This window comes from Bacillus sp. URHA0034, from assembly GCF_056280405.1.
In genome coordinates this window covers 1,672,124-1,689,858 of record NZ_JBWCDK010000002.1, presented here as the reverse complement: position 1 = coordinate 1,689,858, position 17,735 = coordinate 1,672,124, and the positions used below count along the sequence as shown (strand labels likewise).

At 39.3% G+C, this 17,735-nt stretch carries 19 protein-coding genes; 10 read left to right on the top strand and 9 right to left on the bottom strand.

What is annotated here, in order from left to right:
* Positions 1–50: 50 nt before the first annotated feature.
* Positions 51–287 carry an IDEAL domain-containing protein gene (locus ACZ9EE_RS10070; protein ID WP_476026685.1) on the bottom strand — a complete coding sequence of 79 codons (237 nt, stop codon included), beginning with the start codon at positions 285–287 and terminating at the stop codon, positions 51–53.
* A 193-nt stretch (positions 288–480) separates the two neighbouring features.
* Between ACZ9EE_RS10070 and ACZ9EE_RS10065 the strand changes: the two genes are divergently transcribed.
* On the top strand, positions 481–1,041 hold the full coding sequence (locus tag ACZ9EE_RS10065; protein WP_476026683.1) for a competence protein ComK: 561 nt from the start codon (positions 481–483) through the stop codon (positions 1,039–1,041).
* A 3-nt stretch (positions 1,042–1,044) separates the two neighbouring features.
* Here ACZ9EE_RS10065 and ACZ9EE_RS10060 read toward each other — a convergent pair whose 3' ends face one another.
* Complete coding sequence (locus ACZ9EE_RS10060) at positions 1,045–1,410, bottom strand: YhjD family protein (protein ID WP_476026681.1); 366 nt, start codon at positions 1,408–1,410, stop codon at positions 1,045–1,047.
* Between the two features lie 270 nt (positions 1,411–1,680).
* On the opposite strand from ACZ9EE_RS10060, the gene ACZ9EE_RS10055 reads away from it, so the two are divergent.
* The 5 genes from ACZ9EE_RS10055 to addA all read left to right on the top strand — a co-directional run bounded on the left by ACZ9EE_RS10055 (position 1,681) and on the right by addA (position 11,403).
* Positions 1,681–2,619: an LCP family protein gene (locus tag ACZ9EE_RS10055; RefSeq protein WP_476026679.1), complete on the top strand. Its 939-nt coding sequence runs from the start codon at positions 1,681–1,683 to the stop codon at positions 2,617–2,619.
* 27 nt (positions 2,620–2,646) lie between these two features.
* Complete coding sequence (locus ACZ9EE_RS10050; RefSeq protein ID WP_476026677.1) at positions 2,647–3,312, top strand: TVP38/TMEM64 family protein; 666 nt, start codon at positions 2,647–2,649, stop codon at positions 3,310–3,312.
* Positions 3,302–3,856: a signal peptidase I gene (gene lepB / locus ACZ9EE_RS10045; RefSeq protein ID WP_476026675.1), complete on the top strand. Its 555-nt coding sequence runs from the start codon at positions 3,302–3,304 to the stop codon at positions 3,854–3,856. The genes ACZ9EE_RS10050 and lepB overlap by 11 nt, the downstream gene beginning before the upstream one ends.
* Before the next feature lie 280 nt (positions 3,857–4,136).
* A complete protein-coding gene (addB, locus tag ACZ9EE_RS10040) occupies positions 4,137–7,631 on the top strand; it encodes a helicase-exonuclease AddAB subunit AddB (protein ID WP_476026673.1) in 3,495 nt (1,164 codons plus the stop codon).
* The gene (addA, locus tag ACZ9EE_RS10035; protein ID WP_476026671.1) at positions 7,624–11,403 is read left to right on the top strand and encodes a helicase-exonuclease AddAB subunit AddA; all 3,780 of its coding nucleotides are present in this window, start codon (positions 7,624–7,626) and stop codon (positions 11,401–11,403) included. The genes addB and addA overlap by 8 nt, the downstream gene beginning before the upstream one ends.
* A gap of 35 nt (positions 11,404–11,438) precedes the next feature.
* Here the strand turns inward: addA and ACZ9EE_RS10030 are convergent, their stop codons facing one another.
* The 6 genes from ACZ9EE_RS10030 to ACZ9EE_RS10005 form a co-directional block, all read right to left on the bottom strand.
* Positions 11,439–11,657: a spore germination protein gene (locus ACZ9EE_RS10030; RefSeq protein ID WP_476026669.1), complete on the bottom strand. Its 219-nt coding sequence runs from the start codon at positions 11,655–11,657 to the stop codon at positions 11,439–11,441.
* A 64-nt stretch (positions 11,658–11,721) separates the two neighbouring features.
* Positions 11,722–12,111, bottom strand: a complete 390-nt coding sequence (locus ACZ9EE_RS10025) for a spore germination protein GerPE (RefSeq protein ID WP_476026667.1) — start codon at positions 12,109–12,111, stop codon at positions 11,722–11,724.
* Positions 12,092–12,298, bottom strand: a complete 207-nt coding sequence (locus ACZ9EE_RS10020) for a spore gernimation protein GerPD (RefSeq protein ID WP_215040168.1) — start codon at positions 12,296–12,298, stop codon at positions 12,092–12,094. Before ACZ9EE_RS10020 ends, ACZ9EE_RS10025 begins: the two co-directional genes overlap by 20 nt.
* Complete coding sequence (gerPC, locus tag ACZ9EE_RS10015) at positions 12,295–12,912, bottom strand: spore germination protein GerPC (protein ID WP_476026665.1); 618 nt, start codon at positions 12,910–12,912, stop codon at positions 12,295–12,297. The genes ACZ9EE_RS10020 and gerPC overlap by 4 nt, the downstream gene beginning before the upstream one ends.
* Positions 12,913–13,017: 105 nt before the next feature.
* Positions 13,018–13,260, bottom strand: coding sequence for a spore germination protein GerPB (locus ACZ9EE_RS10010; protein ID WP_476026663.1), 243 nt, complete (start codon positions 13,258–13,260; stop codon positions 13,018–13,020).
* 18 nt (positions 13,261–13,278) lie between these two features.
* Entirely contained in the window at positions 13,279–13,500 is a 222-nt protein-coding gene (locus ACZ9EE_RS10005; protein WP_215040174.1) for a spore germination protein, read from the bottom strand.
* A 194-nt stretch (positions 13,501–13,694) separates the two neighbouring features.
* Here ACZ9EE_RS10005 and ACZ9EE_RS10000 point away from each other — a divergent pair, with 194 nt between their 5' ends.
* From ACZ9EE_RS10000 to ACZ9EE_RS09985, 4 genes are all read left to right on the top strand, one after another.
* The gene (locus tag ACZ9EE_RS10000; protein ID WP_476026661.1) at positions 13,695–14,603 is read left to right on the top strand and encodes a fumarylacetoacetate hydrolase family protein; all 909 of its coding nucleotides are present in this window, start codon (positions 13,695–13,697) and stop codon (positions 14,601–14,603) included.
* 115 nt (positions 14,604–14,718) lie between these two features.
* Positions 14,719–15,078 (top strand): YisL family protein, encoded by a 360-nt coding sequence (locus ACZ9EE_RS09995; protein ID WP_476026659.1) that lies wholly within the window; start codon positions 14,719–14,721, stop codon positions 15,076–15,078.
* A gap of 119 nt (positions 15,079–15,197) precedes the next feature.
* Positions 15,198–15,470 carry a ubiquitin-like small modifier protein 1 gene (locus ACZ9EE_RS09990; protein ID WP_476026657.1) on the top strand — a complete coding sequence of 91 codons (273 nt, stop codon included), beginning with the start codon at positions 15,198–15,200 and terminating at the stop codon, positions 15,468–15,470.
* Between the two features lies 1 nt (position 15,471).
* Positions 15,472–15,744 carry a MoaD-like domain-containing protein gene (locus tag ACZ9EE_RS09985; RefSeq protein ID WP_476026655.1) on the top strand — a complete coding sequence of 91 codons (273 nt, stop codon included), beginning with the start codon at positions 15,472–15,474 and terminating at the stop codon, positions 15,742–15,744.
* 46 nt (positions 15,745–15,790) lie between these two features.
* Here the strand turns inward: ACZ9EE_RS09985 and ACZ9EE_RS09980 are convergent, their stop codons facing one another.
* Positions 15,791–17,620, bottom strand: coding sequence for an aldehyde ferredoxin oxidoreductase family protein (locus ACZ9EE_RS09980; RefSeq protein WP_476026653.1), 1,830 nt, complete (start codon positions 17,618–17,620; stop codon positions 15,791–15,793).
* Positions 17,621–17,735 lie beyond the last annotated feature (115 nt).

The window sequence follows — 17,735 nt, the reverse complement described above, 5'->3', positions numbered from 1 at the left end:
CAGAGCCTTTTCATAAAAAAAAACCGCCAATTTCTCAGCGGTTAAGCATTTTAGGTTCCGAATCGTTTGTTAATCTTTATTAGCTCATTAGAAAGAAGCTGAAAGGTCTTTTTGTCCCGGTTATCAATGGCCTTGTCAATTTTACGCAGCAGCTTTTCCTTTTCTACATTCAACTGGATTTCCGATAACAGCATCTCGATGTATAAATCCTGGACGAAGTTCTCTTTCATACGGGCTCGTTTCATGGCACCAATTTTCATTAATTCTTGGTATGACTTATCATTCATGAAAATCACCTCTGAGCTTTTTTAAAGTATATGGGCTTTTTGCCATAATATCAATAATATTTATAATTTTCTGTCAGTATTATTCTTGACAAATAATTGTGAATACTTTCGGAACAATTCAAAGAAATTAAGGGAGTAAAAAGTAAAAAGTGGTAAGATATGGTGGATAAATGTAACAAAAGGGGTTGGGATTTTGCCGCAAAAACAAATAGGAGATTATATAGTGAATTCTTGTACCATGTATATAAAGCCAGAAGAGTATGGAAATAGTTTATTTTCACTAATTGGTGAAGTCGAAGATGAAATCCTTTCTCCGCTTAAACCATTCAGTATAATTCAAAAAAGTTGTGCTTATTATGGTGTAGATTATGAAGGCAGAAGGAAAGGGACACGGTTATTAATTGACTATTCACGCAAGCTTCCAATTGTGATTGAACCCATTAACAATATCTATACGTTCTGTACGGCTTCGCCAGAGAGTCCAAAATGTATCTGGTTCTTCGCTGAACATATCAAAGATTATCGGCGTGTTTCCGCACGGGAAACATTGGTTATTTTCCGCCATAATCAGACTCACATTTTCCCTGTTTCCTATAGTACATTTAATACCCAAATGCTGCGGACTTCTTATTTACAAATGAAATTAATGCAAAGAGTGGAGTTTAGTAAGAAAAAATTAGCTTTTTTACTTGATGGATCAAGGCTTTCAAAGGCATCAGAGAGCAATGAGCTTTATTTGAATGAGAGAAAATAATGACTATCGGGCTATGTGTCTTTTGGATAAGTATCTTTCTAATAATTCCTGGACTTTGTTTCGAATTCTTGGGTTAAAATAATTATGGTTTTCCTCGTAGCCTTTGTAGATAAACATATACATTGTAAAAGCTTCATCCCGGTTGGTCTCAATTACCTGTAGTTTGTTCTTCTTCATATATTGTTTAACCTCAGCTAACTCGCGTTGAATTTCCTTCATGGTTTCTTCAATTAAATTTAAATAGGGCTTCTTTAGTTTAAAAGGGCTGTTTGTTACAACATTTAAATCACGGTTAAGGATAATAAGAACCATTGGTAAATAAATTGCCATTTCCATGATGTCACGCTCATCCTCTGGAATTCTGGTCATTTTTCATCTTCTCCCTTTATCAAAAATCGAACGAGTGTTCTTGATTAATTTTATCAAATACAGACTGAAAAATGCAATAGGTGATCAGTTTAAGAAAGCTTGTCATATGACAAGCTTTCTTTGTTGCAAAAATAAAGAAAGATATGAGAAAGTTTTTATTAATAGAAGGAGATTGGATAGGGGAAAATGAATTAAAATGAGGATACAAAAAAAGAATAACACCGTCATATAAACTGAAGGGAATTACATGGACGAATGGGTGATAAACAAATGAGAGCTGATAGACATCAAAAAAAGAAAAAGAAAAGATGGCCGTCCATTTTACTTGTGTGTCTGCTGTTGATAGGTGGAGTAACAGGATATGCTTATTATCAATATAAACAAGGGGTTAATCAATCATTAAAAAAAATCAATACTGATAAAAAAGATACAGACGTGGTCTATGATTTTTCAGGGCAAAAAGACCAGTATGGAGATACAAATGTCCTGCTGCTTGGCAGTGATGCAAGGGGAAATGAAAAGTCCCGCTCTGACACTATTATGATTCTCCACTATAACGAAAATAAAGGGACATTCAAACTAACATCGATTATGCGGGACAGCTATGTTGCTATTCCCGGTCATGCCAAACATAAAATTAACTCTGCTTTCGCCCGCGGCGGACCGGAATTAATGAGGCAGACCATTAAGCAAAATTTTGATATTGATTTGCAATACTACGCTATTGTTGATTTTCAAGGGTTTGCTCAGCTTATTGATGAATTATTTCCAAACGGTGTAGAAATGAATGTGGAAAAGAAAATGTCAGCGAATGTTGACCCTCCATTAGAACCTGGTCCGCAGAAACTAAATGGTGACCAGATGCTAAGTTACGTTCGCTTTCGTCATGACGCGATAGGTGACTTTGGACGTGTTGAACGACAACAGAAAGCAATAAAGGCCATAAAGGATCAATTAAGTGGACTTAAAACAGTTGCAAAACTTCCCAAACTTATTGGTGTAGTGACACCGTATGTAAATACAAATATGCCAACCACTGATGGAGCATTTATGGCTAAAGAATTCCTTACAGGTGACCAAAATATTGAAACCCTTCGAATTCCCATTGATAATAGCTTTACAGAGCCGCGGATAAGTGGAGAAGGAGCGGTACTTGATATTGATGTTGAGAAAAATAAACAGGCTCTCCATCAATTTATAACACAGTAAGATTTATTTAATAAAGGAGAAAGCAGGATGGACTTCGAAACACTTAAAGCTTGGTTTACACTTGAAAATATCATGAGCCTTATACAGGAGTATCGGGCTCTTGGTCCGATACCAGGCATCTTGTTGATTATTGTGGAAGCATTTTTGCCGTTTCTCCCTTTATTTGTTTTCGTAATGGCAAATGCCAATGCCTTTGGTCTTTGGCTGGGTTTTTTGTATTCCTGGTTTGGGGCTTGTTTAGGTGCTATCATTGTTTTTCTTCTCATTAGAAAGTTTGGGCAAAAAAAGCTATTATCTTTTCTGCCCAAACATCCAAAAGTCCGCAAACTTATGGATTGGGTGGATCGTCATGGCTTTGGCCCTCTTTTTCTACTATTATGTTTTCCGTTTACTCCATCAGCAGTAGTAAACATTGTCGCTGGTCTTTCGAGAATCAGCTTGGCTCAGTACATGCTGGCAGTGTGTATTGGGAAAATGGTGATGATATTTACCATTAGCTTTATCGGTTATGATCTTCATTCATTGATCACCAAACCTCTTCGTACGGTCATAGTTTTCCTTGTTATCTTTATTCTTTGGTTAATAGGGAAAAGAATTGAAGCTAGAATGAATAAGCGTTTAGAATTTGACCATAATGGAGAAATAGATAGAAAGAAAGAAAAGGAGAAACGGAGGAGTGTCAATGAAGATTGAATGGAAAAAAGAAGGATTAGAATGGATTAAGGCTTTTGCGATTGGAATTATTATTTTTGCGTTTATTCGAACTTTCTTCTTTTCTAATTATATAGTAGAAGGCGAATCGATGATGCCGACTCTCCAGAATGGAAACAAACTTGTTGTCAATAAGCTAGGATATCAGGTAGATGAGTTAAGCCGATTTGATGTGATTGTCTTTCATGCAAATGAAAAAGAGGACTTTGTTAAGCGGATTATCGGACTGCCAGGTGATAAGATTGAGTATCGGAATGATACGTTATATATAAATGGCCATAAGTATGAAGAACCCTTCTTAGATATTTATAAAAAGAAATCCCCTGGATTGAAGTTAACAGGAGACTTTAGTTTAAAGGAAATTACCGGAGAAAATATTGTTCCTGAAGGAAAATTATTCGTTCTTGGTGATAATCGCTTAGGGAGTTGGGACAGTCGTCAATTTGGCTTTATCAATGCCAGTCAAGTTGTCGGTAAAGTTGATTTACGTTATTGGCCGTTGAATGAAATAAATGTGCACTTTTAATAAAAAGGACGGAGACACGATTAGATTAAATCGTGTTTTTTTTAGATTGTCCAGCTCCAGCGCCTAGGGGCTCGGGGTCATAAGCCAATCCGTCAAGAGGGCTAAAAAGCAGCCCTCTCGCCGGCTCGTCTTATGCCTGTCGCCCCTGATCAAGGCGCTTCCGCTTTTCTAGGTAGATTTACCATTATTGGTTGAAACCCGTCACCTCAAAATCCAAACATTTGTACTCTTTTGTGATAGAATGGAAGATACAGAGTTGTAGGGAAGGGGAGGTTTTCTTATGTCATTAAGAATGATTACCGGCCGGTCCGGAAGCGGAAAAACTGCATTGTTCCTAGATGAAATCCGCCGCCGTCTTTTAGAAAATCCGGAAGGAAAACCGATTATTTATATTGTACCGGAACAAATGACATTTTTAACAGAATATCGTTTGGCGACAGACTCGCTCGTTGGCGGGATGATCCGTGCTCAGGTGTTCAGCTTTTCCCGTTTGGCATGGCGAATTCTGCAAGAAACAGGCGGGATCACCCGTTATCATTTAAGCAGTGTTGGCATGAACATGTTAATTCGTAAAATAATTGATGAACAAAAGGAAAATTTAAATATCTTTCAGCGGGCGGCTGATAAAAATGGATTTGTTCAGCAGCTTGAACAAATGATTACTGAGTTTAAGCGGTATTGTATCAGCCCTGAGGAATTAATCCAAAAATCGGCTCAGCTTGGAACAGATAGTTCGGCTTCGCAAGCATTACATGATAAATTAACAGATTTAGAGAAGATTTATTCGAAATTTGAGGATGAAATCTATGGAAAATATATTGATGCAGAAGATTATTTCCGTCTTTTAGCAGAGAAAATTTCAGTCTCGGCTTACCTAAGAGAAGCGGAAATTTATATTGATGGGTTTTACAGTTTTACGCCGCAGGAATTTCAAATCATAGCTGAGCTAATGAAGCAATGTAAACAAGTTTCTATTTCGATGACGACAGACCATTTATCCATTGATTCAGCACCAGATGAACTTGATTTATTCCGATCTTCGGCAGAAGCCTGTCACAGTCTTTTTGAAATGGCTAAAACATGGGGAATTGAAATAGAGCGCCCAATCATACTCACAGACCCAAAAAAATGGACAGCCCCCTCCATAAGTCATTTGGAGACACATTTTGATACCCGTCCAGCTTTACCCTATCATGGAGCAACTGAAATTCAAATTAGTCAGGCAGTTAATCGAAGAGCAGAGATTGAAGGAATTGCCAGGGAAATCCGTCACGTAGTTCAAACGTGCGGTTACCGTTATCGTGATATTGCATTGTTAATTAGAAATGGCGGGGACTATCATGAAATCATCGAGCCTGTTTTTGACGATTATCAACTGCCGTATTTTATTGATCAGAAAAGGACCATGCTCAATCATCCCTTAATTGAATTAATTCGTTCAACCCTGGAAATCATTAACTCTTTCTGGCGCTATGAACCTGTATTTAGAGCGATAAAAACAGAATTGCTCTATCCATTGCGAGAGAATCCTGCCAAAATGCGGGAAAAGATGGACAGGCTTGAAAATTATTGCCTGGCCTATGGAATTAATGGCAGCAAATGGACCAAGAAGGACCGTTGGGGTTACCGGCGAATTAGAGGACTTGAATTAACAGGAAGCGGCCAGACTGATACCGAAAAAGAGATGGAAAATGAATTAAATGAATTAAAGCTCCTGATTACAGCGCCCATTTTACGTTTATCCAGACGCTTGAAAAAAGCTGATACCGGACGAAAGCTTTGTGAGGCCATTTATTTATATTTGGAAGAATTGGATATACCCGATAAACTAGAACATTGGAAAGTGGCTGCTGAGGAAAATGGAAACCTAGTAAGAATGCGGGAACATGAACAAGTCTGGAATGCTGTGGTTGATCTGCTTGATCAATATGTAGAAATATTAGGGGAAGAGCAAGTTAGCATAAAAGCCTTTGCTGCTATTTTAGAAGCAGGTTTTGATTCCTTACATTTTTCACTTATACCACCCGCGCTTGACCAAATTCTAATCGGTGACCTGGAAAAGTCGCGGCTAAATGATAGTAAGATCGTATTTGTGGTTGGTGTAAATGAAGGGGTATTACCAGCAAAAATCTCAGATGAGGGCATTCTTGCTGATGAGGACCGGGAGCTATTATTAGCTGCAGGAATGAATGTGGCACCAAGCAGCCGAATCCGCCTGCTTGATGAAAACTTCCTTGCCTATAAAGCTTTCACCGCACCGTCAGAGTTTCTTTATGTGAGCTACCCTCTTGCCAATGATGAAGGGAAAGCCTTAATTCCTTCGTCTTACATTAAGCGTCTTAAAGATTTGTTCCCGGACATACAGGAAACTTATTATGTTGCAGATCCTTCAGAGCTTGACGAGAAGGGCCAGTTAGGTTTTGTATCTAATTTTACGACCACCTTGTCCTACCTTAACGCGCAGCTGCAATTGAGAAAAAGAAACTATCCAATCGCTGAACTGTGGTGGGATGTGTATAACTACTATCTCCAAAGTTCCTGGAAAAATAAGGCCGCCAAAGTATTATCGAGTCTTTTTTATACAAATGGGACTGTCCAATTGTCCCCTGAGGTAGCAGATGCATTATATGGAGATATTATTCAGGCTAGCGTGTCAAGAATGGAATTATATAATGGATGTGCCTTTTCTCATTTTGCCCAGCATGGGTTAAAGCTTCGTGAACGGCAAATCTTCCGTTTAGAAGCACCAGATATTGGGGAACTATTCCATGCTGCTTTAAAACAAATTGCTGAAACTGTAAATGAACAAAATCTATCATGGGCGAAGTTAACCCGCCAGCAATGTGAACATCTGGCCAAAGATGCAGTCAAAACGCTGGCGCCAAAGCTGCAAAATGAAATCCTGCTAAGTTCCCAAAGACACCATTATATTCAGCGGAAGTTAGAACAAATTATTACCCGTGCATCGATTGTTTTAAGCGATCATGCGAAGGTAAGTGGCTTTTCGCCGATTGGATTAGAATTAGCTTTTGGGCCTCATGGGGAACTGCCGCCGCTAAGCTTCTCTTTAAAAAATGGAAAGAGAATGGAACTGGCTGGGCGAATTGATAGGGTTGACCAGGCAAAAGCCGAGGATGATAGTGTCTTTTTAAGGGTAATTGATTATAAATCAAGCGAAAAAGATGTTAATTTAACAGAAGTATACTATGGTTTAGCCTTACAGATGCTGACCTATCTTGATATCGTCATGACACACTCTGCTGAATTGGTGGAAATGAAAGCGAGCCCTGCTGGTGTCCTTTACTTTCATGTTCATAATCCGTTTATTAATACAAAGAAAATGCTGACCATTGATGAAATTGAAAATGAAATCATGAAAAAGTTTAAAATGAATGGATTAATGCTCAGCGACCAAAAAGTAATCCAGCTGATGGACCAATCTCTGGAGTCTGGTGACTCACAAATTGTCGCAGCAGGCATCAAGAAGGATGGAAATTTATCCAAAAAATCAAAGGTTGCCAGCTTAGAAGAATTCAATCAGCTCAGAAATCATGTCCGTACAATCTATCAAAACACAGGTAATGCGATTATTAACGGTCAAATTGATATTTCACCATTTAAATTAAAGGACAAAACAGCTTGTACTTTCTGTTCCTATAAATCTGTTTGTCAGTTTGATGAATCGATTGATCATAATGATTTTCGGATTCTAGTACCACATTCAAAGGATGAGGTATTAGAACTGATCAAAGGGGAGGTTTCTGAAAATGAATAGTCTTGTGATTCCTCCGAAGCCTGAAGGGGTAACCTGGACGAACGACCAGTGGAAGGCCATTGCAGCTAGAGATAAAGATATCCTCGTTGCGGCTGCCGCTGGTTCCGGGAAAACGGCAGTTCTGGTCGAAAGAATCATCCAAAAGATACTCTCTAAAGAAGAACCAATTGATGTCGACCAGTTATTAGTCGTAACGTTTACGAGTGCTTCCGCAGCAGAGATGAGACACCGAATTGGGGAAGCACTAGAAAAGGCAATCGACCAAAATCCGGAGTCAAGAAATTTACGAAAACAGCTTAGCTTATTAAATAAGGCAACCATCTCGACGCTGCATTCTTTTTGTATGGAAGTTATCCGTAAATATTATTATTTAATTGATATTGACCCCGGTTTTCGCATCGCCGATCAAACAGAGGCCCAATTAATTAGAGATGAAGTAATGGAAGAATTATTTGAAGAGGAATATGGAAAAAAAGATAATGAAGCATTTTTTAATCTGGTAGATTCGTTTACAAGTGACCGCAGTGATGCGGCATTAATGGACATTGTTCGTTCGATTTATGACTTTGCTCAGGCCAATCCTCTTCCAGACAGTTATTTGGAGAAAATCGTTTCTATGTACCAGGTGGAGGAAAGTGCCTCCATTGAGGATCTTCCCTTTATTGATGCACTCCTTTTCGATTGTAAACTGCAATTAGAATCGGCTAAAGAAATGATCGTGCAAGCACTTGAGCTAGCAAAACAGCCAAATGGACCGGCACCTCGTGCAGAAACCTTTTTAGATGATTTACAGGTGATTGATACCTTAATCTCAGCCGAGCAAGATTCGTGGAATACGCTTTACCAGGCGATGCAAACATGGTCTTTCACAAGAGCTAAACAGGTAAAAGGTGACCACTTTGATAAAGAATTAACAGAAAAGGCACAAAAACTGCGGGACAAAGCCAAGAAAAAAATTCAAGGAATAAAGGATGAACTCTTTTCACGCCGCCCTGAAAGCTTTTTACGGGATATGGTAGAAATGCGTCCATTAATTGAAACGCTAGTCTACCTCGTAAAAGAATTTTCAAACCGGTTTGCAAAGGCAAAACAGGAAAAGGGTCTGGTCGATTATAACGACCTTGAACATTTTTGTCTTGCTATTTTAGCAGAAGGAGTTTCGGAGAAAGGTGAATTCCTTCCATCAGAGGCAGCACGTGCATATCGGCTCCATTTTAAGGAAGTCTACTGCGATGAGTATCAGGATACGAATATGGTACAGGAGACCATTTTGAAGTTGGTGGCAAAGGATGATGAAGAAAACGGTAATCTTTTTATGGTTGGGGACGTAAAGCAATCCATTTACCGTTTTCGCTTAGCTGAACCACAGCTTTTTCTATCCAAATACAATCGTTTCACAGTGGATGGGTCCACATCCGGACTCCGAATTGATTTAGCTCAAAACTTTCGAAGCCGGAAAGAGGTCCTCGATGCTACAAATTATCTCTTTAAACAGATTATGGGGGTCCAAGTAGGAGAAATCCGGTACGATGAGGCTGCAGAACTGCGAAATGGTGCACCATATCCTGAAGATACGGAATTTCCAGTAGAGTTGATGCTCATTGACCAAAATGCTGAAAGTCATAAATCTGAAGAAACCGAAACAGATGGCGAAGCAGATATAGTAGAATTCGACACAGCCGATCTTGAACAATCACAGCTAGAAGCAAGGGTGATTGCTGCTAAAATTAAGGAACTAATCAGCGCTGGGGCGCCTGTATATAACGCCAAAACCAAAACAGCAAGACCTTTAATGTATCGGGATGTTGTGATCCTTCTTCGCTCAATGACCTGGGCACCGCAATTTATGGAGGAGTTCAAACAACAAGGGATTCCCATTTATGCCAATTTATCAACCGGTTATTTTGAAGCAACAGAAGTATCCATTATGATGTCACTTCTTAGGGTTATTGATAATCCGTACCAGGATATTCCGCTTGCCTCTGTATTGCGTTCCCCTATTGTCGGGTTAAATGAGGAGGAACTATCGAGAATTCGAATCGGCAGGAAGCGTGGTTCGTTTTGGGAGGCTGTTACCGCCTTTTGTTTAAGTAAAACGGCTGAAGTGAATGAACATTTTTATGAAAAGGTTCGTGCTTTTTTTGACTTATTAAAAGAATGGCGCTCCATGGCAAGACAAGGTTCGCTCTCAGAACTGATCTGGCAGGTATATCGTGACACTCAATTTTATGACTTTGTGGGCGGGCTTCCTGGCGGAAAGCAGCGGCAGGCAAATTTACGCGCTTTATATGACAGGGCGCGTCAATATGAACAGACATCCTTCCGCGGATTGTTTCGATTCTTGCGATTTATTGAGCGCATGATGGACAGAGGAGACGATCTCGGGGCGGCCAGAGCACTTGGAGAACAAGAGGATGTTGTCCGAATAATGACCATTCATAGCAGCAAGGGATTGGAATTTCCCGTTGTATTTATGGCGGGAATGGCCCGTAATTTTAATATGACTGATATTCGTAAACCATTTATGCTTGATAAAGAGCATGGATTTGCAGCGAAATATGTGAATGCTGAAAAACGGATATCTTATCCATCACTGCCGCAAATCGCCTTTAAACAGAAGAAAAGGATGGAAATGCTCGCTGAAGAGATGCGCGTGCTATATGTTGCGATGACAAGGGCAAAAGAAAAGTTGTATGTTACTGCAACATTAAAAGATGCCGGCAAACAAATCGACAAGTGGAAAGATGTTTCCTCACATAATGAATGGCTATTGAAAGATTATGAAAGAGCTTCTGCCACGAGTTATATGGACTGGATTGGACCTGCACTAATACGTCATCATGATTCGAGCCAACTATGTCAAGCAAGAGAGGGAAATTGGCAGGTACCGCCGGAGATTTCAAACCATCCGTCTTCCTGGAAGATCACGTTACAACATGCTGATGACATAAAAAAACAGGCTATTTCCATTGAAAGTGAAGAGGACCACCTGCTTAAAAGTGTTGAAAATTCAGTGCAGGTGCCATCTGAATCAAACCTAGCAGATGAAATACATGCACGGCTTACTTGGGAATATCCTTTCCTTGGTGCTGCCAGCCACCGTTCAAAGCAATCTGTTTCGGAAATAAAACGTACCCGGGAACTAACAGATGAATATAGCAGTACAGAACTAATTGGGCGTTTTCGAAAGTCCATCTTGAAACGGCCTAAGTTTATGCAGGAGAAACAATTAAGTCCTGCTGAACGTGGGACAGCCATGCACATGGTGATGCAGCATGTTGATTTGAAGAAAGAAGTAAATGAAAAAGCCATTGGTGAACAGTTAAACTCGATGGTAGGCAATGAATTATTGACTCCTGAACAAAGTGAAGTAATTGATGCAAAATTAATTGTCCAATTTTTTACTTCACCGCTTGGACAGAGGTTTTTTAATGCTAAAACAGTCCATAGGGAAGTTCCCTTTACGGTTTCCTTACCTGCACGTGATGTTTATCCTGATTGGAACGAAGGGGATGAATCAGTGTTCGTACAAGGGATTATCGACTGCATCTTAGAGGATGAAAATGGTCTTGTGTTGATTGATTATAAATCCGATGGAATAACAGACAGGTATAAAGGGGGCTTTCCTCAGGCTAAGGAAATCCTTGAAAAACGTTATAAATTGCAAATTAACTTATATACGAAAGCGATAGAACAGATTTGGAAAAGAAATGTGACGGAAAGATATTTATTTTTCTTTGACGGTGCGCATATATTGAAGGTGGAAAAATAAAAAAATGACATAGACCATTATGGTTTATGTCATTTTTAATTATTCCCCGCAATAGGCTGGTCAATCACATTTGTGTCAAGTACATTGGTGCCGCTTAAGCCAGTATTCGTCACGATGATTCCTCCGGTGTTAAATCCACCCGAACCGGAATATGTTTTAGAACTGCTTTTCGGCGAAATATAAACGGTATCACCAAATTGTACAATTCCTCCGCCTACGTTAACAATTTGTACTGGGCCAAGAATTGCTGGCATGAAAAACATCCTTTACTATTTGAAATTACAGAATATAAACCTTATATGATGATAGCTTATGCTTTTATTTCCGGTCTTGTTCATCCCCACGTGGGAGAAGTTGGCGGATATGTTTAATCCTTACTTCCATCGAAACATGTTTAGTATTGCCGACATGTAAAATAGAAGAGTTTGAGACCGCTGTAACATGAATTTTATTAACTCTAATAAGGGGAGTTTCATTGTATCGTGATATTGAAATGGCTTCATTAATTGGCGGGAGTGTAAGAGACCTTCTAAAAATCGCATAAGAAGGAAAATTTCCTTCGTTTCCATGAAAAAATTCAGCTTCCCTTTGGACGGCAAGTGCCCGTGAGAATCCATTTAGGTAACATGAATCTCCAAGTTGAATGGTTGAGGAGAACGCAACCTGGTTAACAAACAAACCGTCAACACTAGAGGTTCGGGTTAGCATAGCCTGGAGTCACATCCTGTTCTAAAGGAACAAATGGTCCAATAATCAGCGATTCCGCCGGCGTATCAAAAGCGGAAGATAATTGGATGGTTTCAGCATCGCCAACCATAAATAATGAAGAACTTGCAACACCGATAATTTTAATATTTTCAACATGAAGGATGTGGTTGTGAACTTCGAAGTTCATTTTGGCTTCATTCCTTTCATATTTTCAGGTAAATTATTCAAAAAGGTCCATACACCATTTTGGATTTCCTGCTTGATGGAATTAATAACCATCTCATCAATCGAATGATTTTTTTCTTCCGAACGAACTTTTGCAGCGTTTGCCTTGAGATGGAAGTCTATCCTGTTAGGAAGCTGTCGAATAATATCTTCCTTGATAAAGGATAAATAGGAATCATTTGGCTGAATCGATAACTGATTCTGGGCATCAGCAATTATTTGGGGTAAGTTCGTTTCTAAATATTCATAAATGGCTTTTTCGACTTCCATTGAACGCTGCATTTGTTCCTTAGAAGAAGAAGGCGTACTTAATGACTGGTTTTGTACAGCAAAGTCTTCAATACCAGATAAGTCGTTAGGATTTAAACCTATATTTAGAGTGCCTTCGAGGGTCTCTACTTTCAATTGATCAAATTTATATTCAATTCTATCAACATGGACAACAGGCTTTTCCTGAATTTGCTTTAACTCTTTCTGTAATCTATTTACGGTTTGTTCTAGTACAGCAATCCTTTGTTCTTGAGCTTGAATATACATTTGCATCGATTGAAGGTACTGATTAAGATCCTGATACATAAGAATCACCCCCGCCAGCCATTTTCCCTTTTGTTCTAACTATATGCAGGGGGACCCAATGATTTGCTAATTTTATAGTCCATCACAAAGGGGAAAGGACCTTTTTTATGTCCTTCTGATAGCAGCTTGTAACGGGACAGCCGGTGCCAAAATCTGCCCTCCTTGAGGCACCATCTGCCCTCCAGGTTTAATTCCTGTAGGTGCCGGTTTAGTAAACCCTCCCGTATTATATAAATTGGCCTGGGGTTTTATAATACCAGCACTGCCAATTTGCAGTACAGAGGAATTGGTGATTCCTCCAATTCTAATAAAATTAATATGAATGGATTGCTGGATATAAAAATTCATTATTAAATCCCCCATTCATTACATATTGAGGAAATTATTTTGATCAATCACATCTGGATCACTTGTATTTGTTGAACTTAATTGGTTATGAACTTGTAATTGTTCGCCGGTGTTAAAGGAACCAGCGCCAGAAAATGTTTTAGCAGTAGCGAACGGCATAATTTTATAGACATCACCAATATGGAAGACGGAACTGCTACCAAGTGTTATAACCTGTGCAACTCCAACAATCGCTGGCATAAACAACACCCTTTTTTGATTTCAATTTTTTAATAGGTAGTGAACATTTGGTGGTAGCTTATTTTTGTGTATAAGAAATTCTTTATTATCTTATGTCTGGGCAGTTGTAATGTGAATCATATGCCCATAATTTATTTGTTAGACCGTTTTGTTTATTATATATGTATTGGTACATTTATATGGGGGGATTGAAAATGAGATTTGTTACGGTGAAACATCAGAAGGAAGTACTTGTTGGTTTAGTAAACTCTGAAGGGACCAGCGTGCTTTTATTAAATCGTGCTGAAGAAATAAGAAATGGGAAAAGGAATTTTCCTGCATCTATGACCGAATGTATTGCATTGGAGAATGGCTTTATTGAAAAAGTAAATGGTTTGCTTGCCTGGGTGGAAGCTCAAGGCAACAAAGAGCATTTATATCTTCCACTAGAAGAGGTAACGTTACTTGCTCCAATCCCAAGACCACAGAAGAACATCTTTTGTGTGGGAAAAAATTATGCAGAGCATGCAATTGAAATGGGCAGTGTTGAAGATATCCCTGAGCATGTAATGGTATTTACAAAAGCACCGACAACAGTTGTTGGACCGGATGAGACTGTGTTAAACCATCGCAAAGTAACGGCTCAGTTAGATTATGAAGGGGAATTAGCTGTTATCATCGGGAAAAAGGGGAGGGCAATAAAACAAGAGGAAGCGCTTGATTATGTTTTTGGATATAGCATTATCAATGATGTTACCGCTAGAGATTTGCAATCACAGCATAAACAATTTTTTATAGGCAAGAGTCTTGATACGACCTGCCCATTCGGTCCTTGGATTGTTCATAAAAGTATGATTGACAATCCCAATGGATTAAATATTGAAACCCGGATTAATGGAGAAGTGAGACAAAGCTCCAATACGAAGAATTTCATTTTTCCAATTGAAGAGATTATCTCCGTTTTATCAAGAGGGATGACACTCGAACCTGGGGATATTATTGCGACAGGTACGCCTGCCGGAGTCGGAAAGGGCTTTAAGCCTCCCAAGTTCCTGCAGTCTGGAGATGAAATGGAAATTAGAATTGAAAAAATCGGTACGTTAAGAAATGCAATTAAGAAGTAAATGTTTATTGAAATATTTACATGTTTGTTACGATAAATGCCTTTCTTATTTTCGTAATTTTACCTCTCCTATGGTATGATAATCTCGAGCAGGACATACATAAGGAGGAATTATCGTGATTCATGCACATATTACAGCATGGCTTTTAGCTCTTATCCTTTTCTTTGTGGCGATTTCATTAAATAAAAGTGGTAAAGCAAAGGGAGTAAAAGTTATTCAAATGATTTTGAGAGTACTATACTTGTTGATTATCGCGACAGGTGTAGGACTTCTTTTCTCAGTGTACAAAATTGATGTATGGTATATTTTAAAAGCGGTTGTCGGATTATGGATTATTGGCTTATTTGAAATGATTCTTAGCCGAATTATTAATAAGCGAAGAACATCTACTTTTTGGATTCAGTTTGTTGTTGCTTGGTTATTAGTACTATATTTAGGGTTTGTAAAATTGCCAATGTCATTTTTACACCCGTAAAGTGGAAGCTGCCGGAGTAATTTTGGCAGCTTTTTTTGATTTTAAGTGAGAGGTTAATGATACACTAGTGACAACTTTAAAGTTTGGTTTTAATATTTAAAGAGGGAGGGGGAATACATATGCTAGTAAAAGTGTTTGCGAATCTCCGGCAAATTTGCGGAGGGGTAACCGTCGAGGTAAGGCCTGACGGTAATCGAGTAATCGATGTCTTAGAAAAAATGGTGGAAATGTTTCCAACATTACAAGCTGAAATTTTTACGACTGAAAAAAAGCTGCTTCCGTTTGTTCATGTGTATGTAAATGGAAGAAATATCATCCATCTTGATGACCTTGAAACAAAGGTAAAGGATGAAGATCAATTTGCTCTCTTCCCGCCAGTAGCTGGAGGCTGATATGGCAGAAATAGATTTAGAGTTTCGGGGAATCAATGTAGACCATCTTCGCTTGTATTTTCAAGAACTTGGGGCAATCCAGGTAACTGATACTTTTCCTTTTATATATGAGGCTGAAGGGTGGAGCGGCCAAATTTTATCAGAAGAGGAAATTGCGTTTACGGCCATCTTTAAGGTTAATGCAGTGAAGGTCCGTTTTATTGCTGAAGATGAGGATACGTTAATGAAAGTTATTAAGAATTATCGTTATAAAACAACTAGGATTGGCGGATAAAAAAGCATCTGCGAAATATTACACTTCGCAGATGCTCTTTGTCATATTAAACTAGCTGGCTTTCAGAATCAATAATGCCTAATTCTCGAAGATTTTGCTCAGGGACTAATCCATCTTTCCAGCCGCGGACTTGATAATATTCTTCAAGCATAATATCCATCCGGCTTACATGACCTGCACTGTTTCCAGATGCCGGTTCTTCAGTAAAACGTTTTGGAAGGAAATCATCTTCACGTTTATTAAAACCTGCAAGGTTATTATAGTAACGCTCAAGATTGTATATTCTTTCTCCGGCCTTCATTACATCATCCGCCGTCATTGGTATTCCAGTCATGGTACTATACTGCTCAGCATAATGCTCCGCATTTTCCGAGAAGGAAGAGAACTTACAAATATTCATCGAATCTGAGAATGCCAGCATATCTTGGAATATTTTTAATAGTTCACCTTTCCCTTCTGGTTTTAATCGGTCGGTTGGCTCTGGGATACCCGCAATTTCACTGGCGACAGTGTAGCCGCGCAGGTGACAGGCACCGCGGTTACTAGTGGCATAGCCAAGTCCGATACCTTGAATCCCCCGTGGATCGTAGGCTGGGATGGATTGACCTTTAACAGACATTGAAAGCTGTTGTGCACCCCAAGCAGCTGTTGCACGAGCAGGGCCTTCGGCAAGAATTCCGCCAAAACCTTCACGGAGAGCAATTTTTCTTGTTAATTCAATCATGGAGTCAGCGTCTCCCCAGATTAACTCTTCCGTTATAATCCCTTTTTCGAACGCTTCCATTGTTACCGAGAAGCAATGACCAAGCTCGATGGTATCTAGGCCGTATTCATTACAGCGATCAATTAAATAGGAAATTGCTTCGGCGTCGCTTAAAAGACAGTTAGAGCCAAGTGACCAGGCAGATTCAAACTCAACACTTTCAACGCGCGTCTTATATTTACCATCTTTCACTTCCACTTCGATTTTACAGCCTACCGGACAGGCATGGCAGGTGTTATTAGCAACACGAAGATGAGTGTTAACATATTCACCACTGTGTTTTTCTGCCTCATCCCAGTGAGTTAATTGCGAGTTCTTGGTTGGAAGCGCTCCCACTTCGTTGATTAGATTTGTAAGCACGTTAGTTCCATAGACGGATAATCCACCTTTGTTCGGTGCAGTTAAGCCGCCATCTAAAATGGCTTTAACCGCTTTCTTATTGGCTTCTTTATATTCAGCCTCTAATTTAGGTGCAGGCATATTTCCTTTTTGAGCAGCCTTAATGACAATCGCTTTCAATTTTTTATAGCCTGCCACTGCGGCTGTTCCGCCACGGCCGGCAGCACGGTCATGTTCATTAATGAATGAGGCAAACCGAACCGTATTCTCGCCAGCTTGACCAATCGTCATGACACTTAGGTCTTGTTCACCGTATTGGTCCTTCATCTCCTGAATAAATGCTCTTGTGCTTGTTCCCCAAAGAGTAGAGGCATCACGGAGTTCTGCTTTACCGTCTTCGATGTAAAGGTACACAGGTCGATCACTTTTTCCTTTAAAAATAAGGTTATCAATACCAGCCCATTTTAGCCGCGCTGCTGTCCATCCACCAATGTGAGAGTCTGTAACTGTTCCTGTAAGCGGCGATTTAGTTACGACACAAAGACGTCCGCTCATGGATGAACGTGTACCGGTGACCGGTCCCGTCATAAAACATAAAATGTTATCAGCTGATAATGGCTCTACTTCTGGGCCATTATCTAATACATATTTGACACCGAGTCCACGGCCGCCTATGTATTTTTTTGCATCTTCTTCATTGATGGGCCTGTAATCCACTGTGCCGCTTGTTAAATCGACTAGAACTTCCTTGTTTTTAAAACCGCCAATACTCATATATTCCCCTCTTTTCCGTTAGCTTTTTATATGAATCTCCTAACCACAGGTTAAGAAATTTCTCCAAAATTTAGCTTTTAATCCAATTTCTATTATACACTTTTTCAATTCTTAT

Coding starts and splice junctions, on each gene's coding strand:
- ACZ9EE_RS10070 (WP_476026685.1), bottom strand. CDS start 287: ATGAATGATAAGTCATACCAAGAATTAATGAAAATTGGTGCCATGAAA.
- lepB (WP_476026675.1), top strand. CDS start 3,302: ATGAAGATTGAATGGAAAAAAGAAGGATTAGAATGGATTAAGGCTTTT.
- ACZ9EE_RS10060 (WP_476026681.1), bottom strand. CDS start 1,410: ATGACCAGAATTCCAGAGGATGAGCGTGACATCATGGAAATGGCAATT.
- ACZ9EE_RS10050 (WP_476026677.1), top strand. CDS start 2,647: ATGGACTTCGAAACACTTAAAGCTTGGTTTACACTTGAAAATATCATG.
- ACZ9EE_RS10005 (WP_215040174.1), bottom strand. CDS start 13,500: ATGCCAGCGATTGTTGGAGTTGCACAGGTTATAACACTTGGTAGCAGT.
- ACZ9EE_RS10000 (WP_476026661.1), top strand. CDS start 13,695: ATGAGATTTGTTACGGTGAAACATCAGAAGGAAGTACTTGTTGGTTTA.
- ACZ9EE_RS10010 (WP_476026663.1), bottom strand. CDS start 13,260: ATGAATTTTTATATCCAGCAATCCATTCATATTAATTTTATTAGAATT.
- addB (WP_476026673.1), top strand. CDS start 4,137: ATGTCATTAAGAATGATTACCGGCCGGTCCGGAAGCGGAAAAACTGCA.
- addA (WP_476026671.1), top strand. CDS start 7,624: ATGAATAGTCTTGTGATTCCTCCGAAGCCTGAAGGGGTAACCTGGACG.
- ACZ9EE_RS10055 (WP_476026679.1), top strand. CDS start 1,681: ATGAGAGCTGATAGACATCAAAAAAAGAAAAAGAAAAGATGGCCGTCC.
- ACZ9EE_RS10025 (WP_476026667.1), bottom strand. CDS start 12,111: ATGCTAACCCGAACCTCTAGTGTTGACGGTTTGTTTGTTAACCAGGTT.
- ACZ9EE_RS09980 (WP_476026653.1), bottom strand. CDS start 17,620: ATGAGTATTGGCGGTTTTAAAAACAAGGAAGTTCTAGTCGATTTAACA.
- ACZ9EE_RS09985 (WP_476026655.1), top strand. CDS start 15,472: ATGGCAGAAATAGATTTAGAGTTTCGGGGAATCAATGTAGACCATCTT.
- ACZ9EE_RS10020 (WP_215040168.1), bottom strand. CDS start 12,298: ATGAACTTCGAAGTTCACAACCACATCCTTCATGTTGAAAATATTAAA.
- gerPC (WP_476026665.1), bottom strand. CDS start 12,912: ATGTATCAGGATCTTAATCAGTACCTTCAATCGATGCAAATGTATATT.
- ACZ9EE_RS10030 (WP_476026669.1), bottom strand. CDS start 11,657: ATGCCAGCAATTCTTGGCCCAGTACAAATTGTTAACGTAGGCGGAGGA.
- ACZ9EE_RS09990 (WP_476026657.1), top strand. CDS start 15,198: ATGCTAGTAAAAGTGTTTGCGAATCTCCGGCAAATTTGCGGAGGGGTA.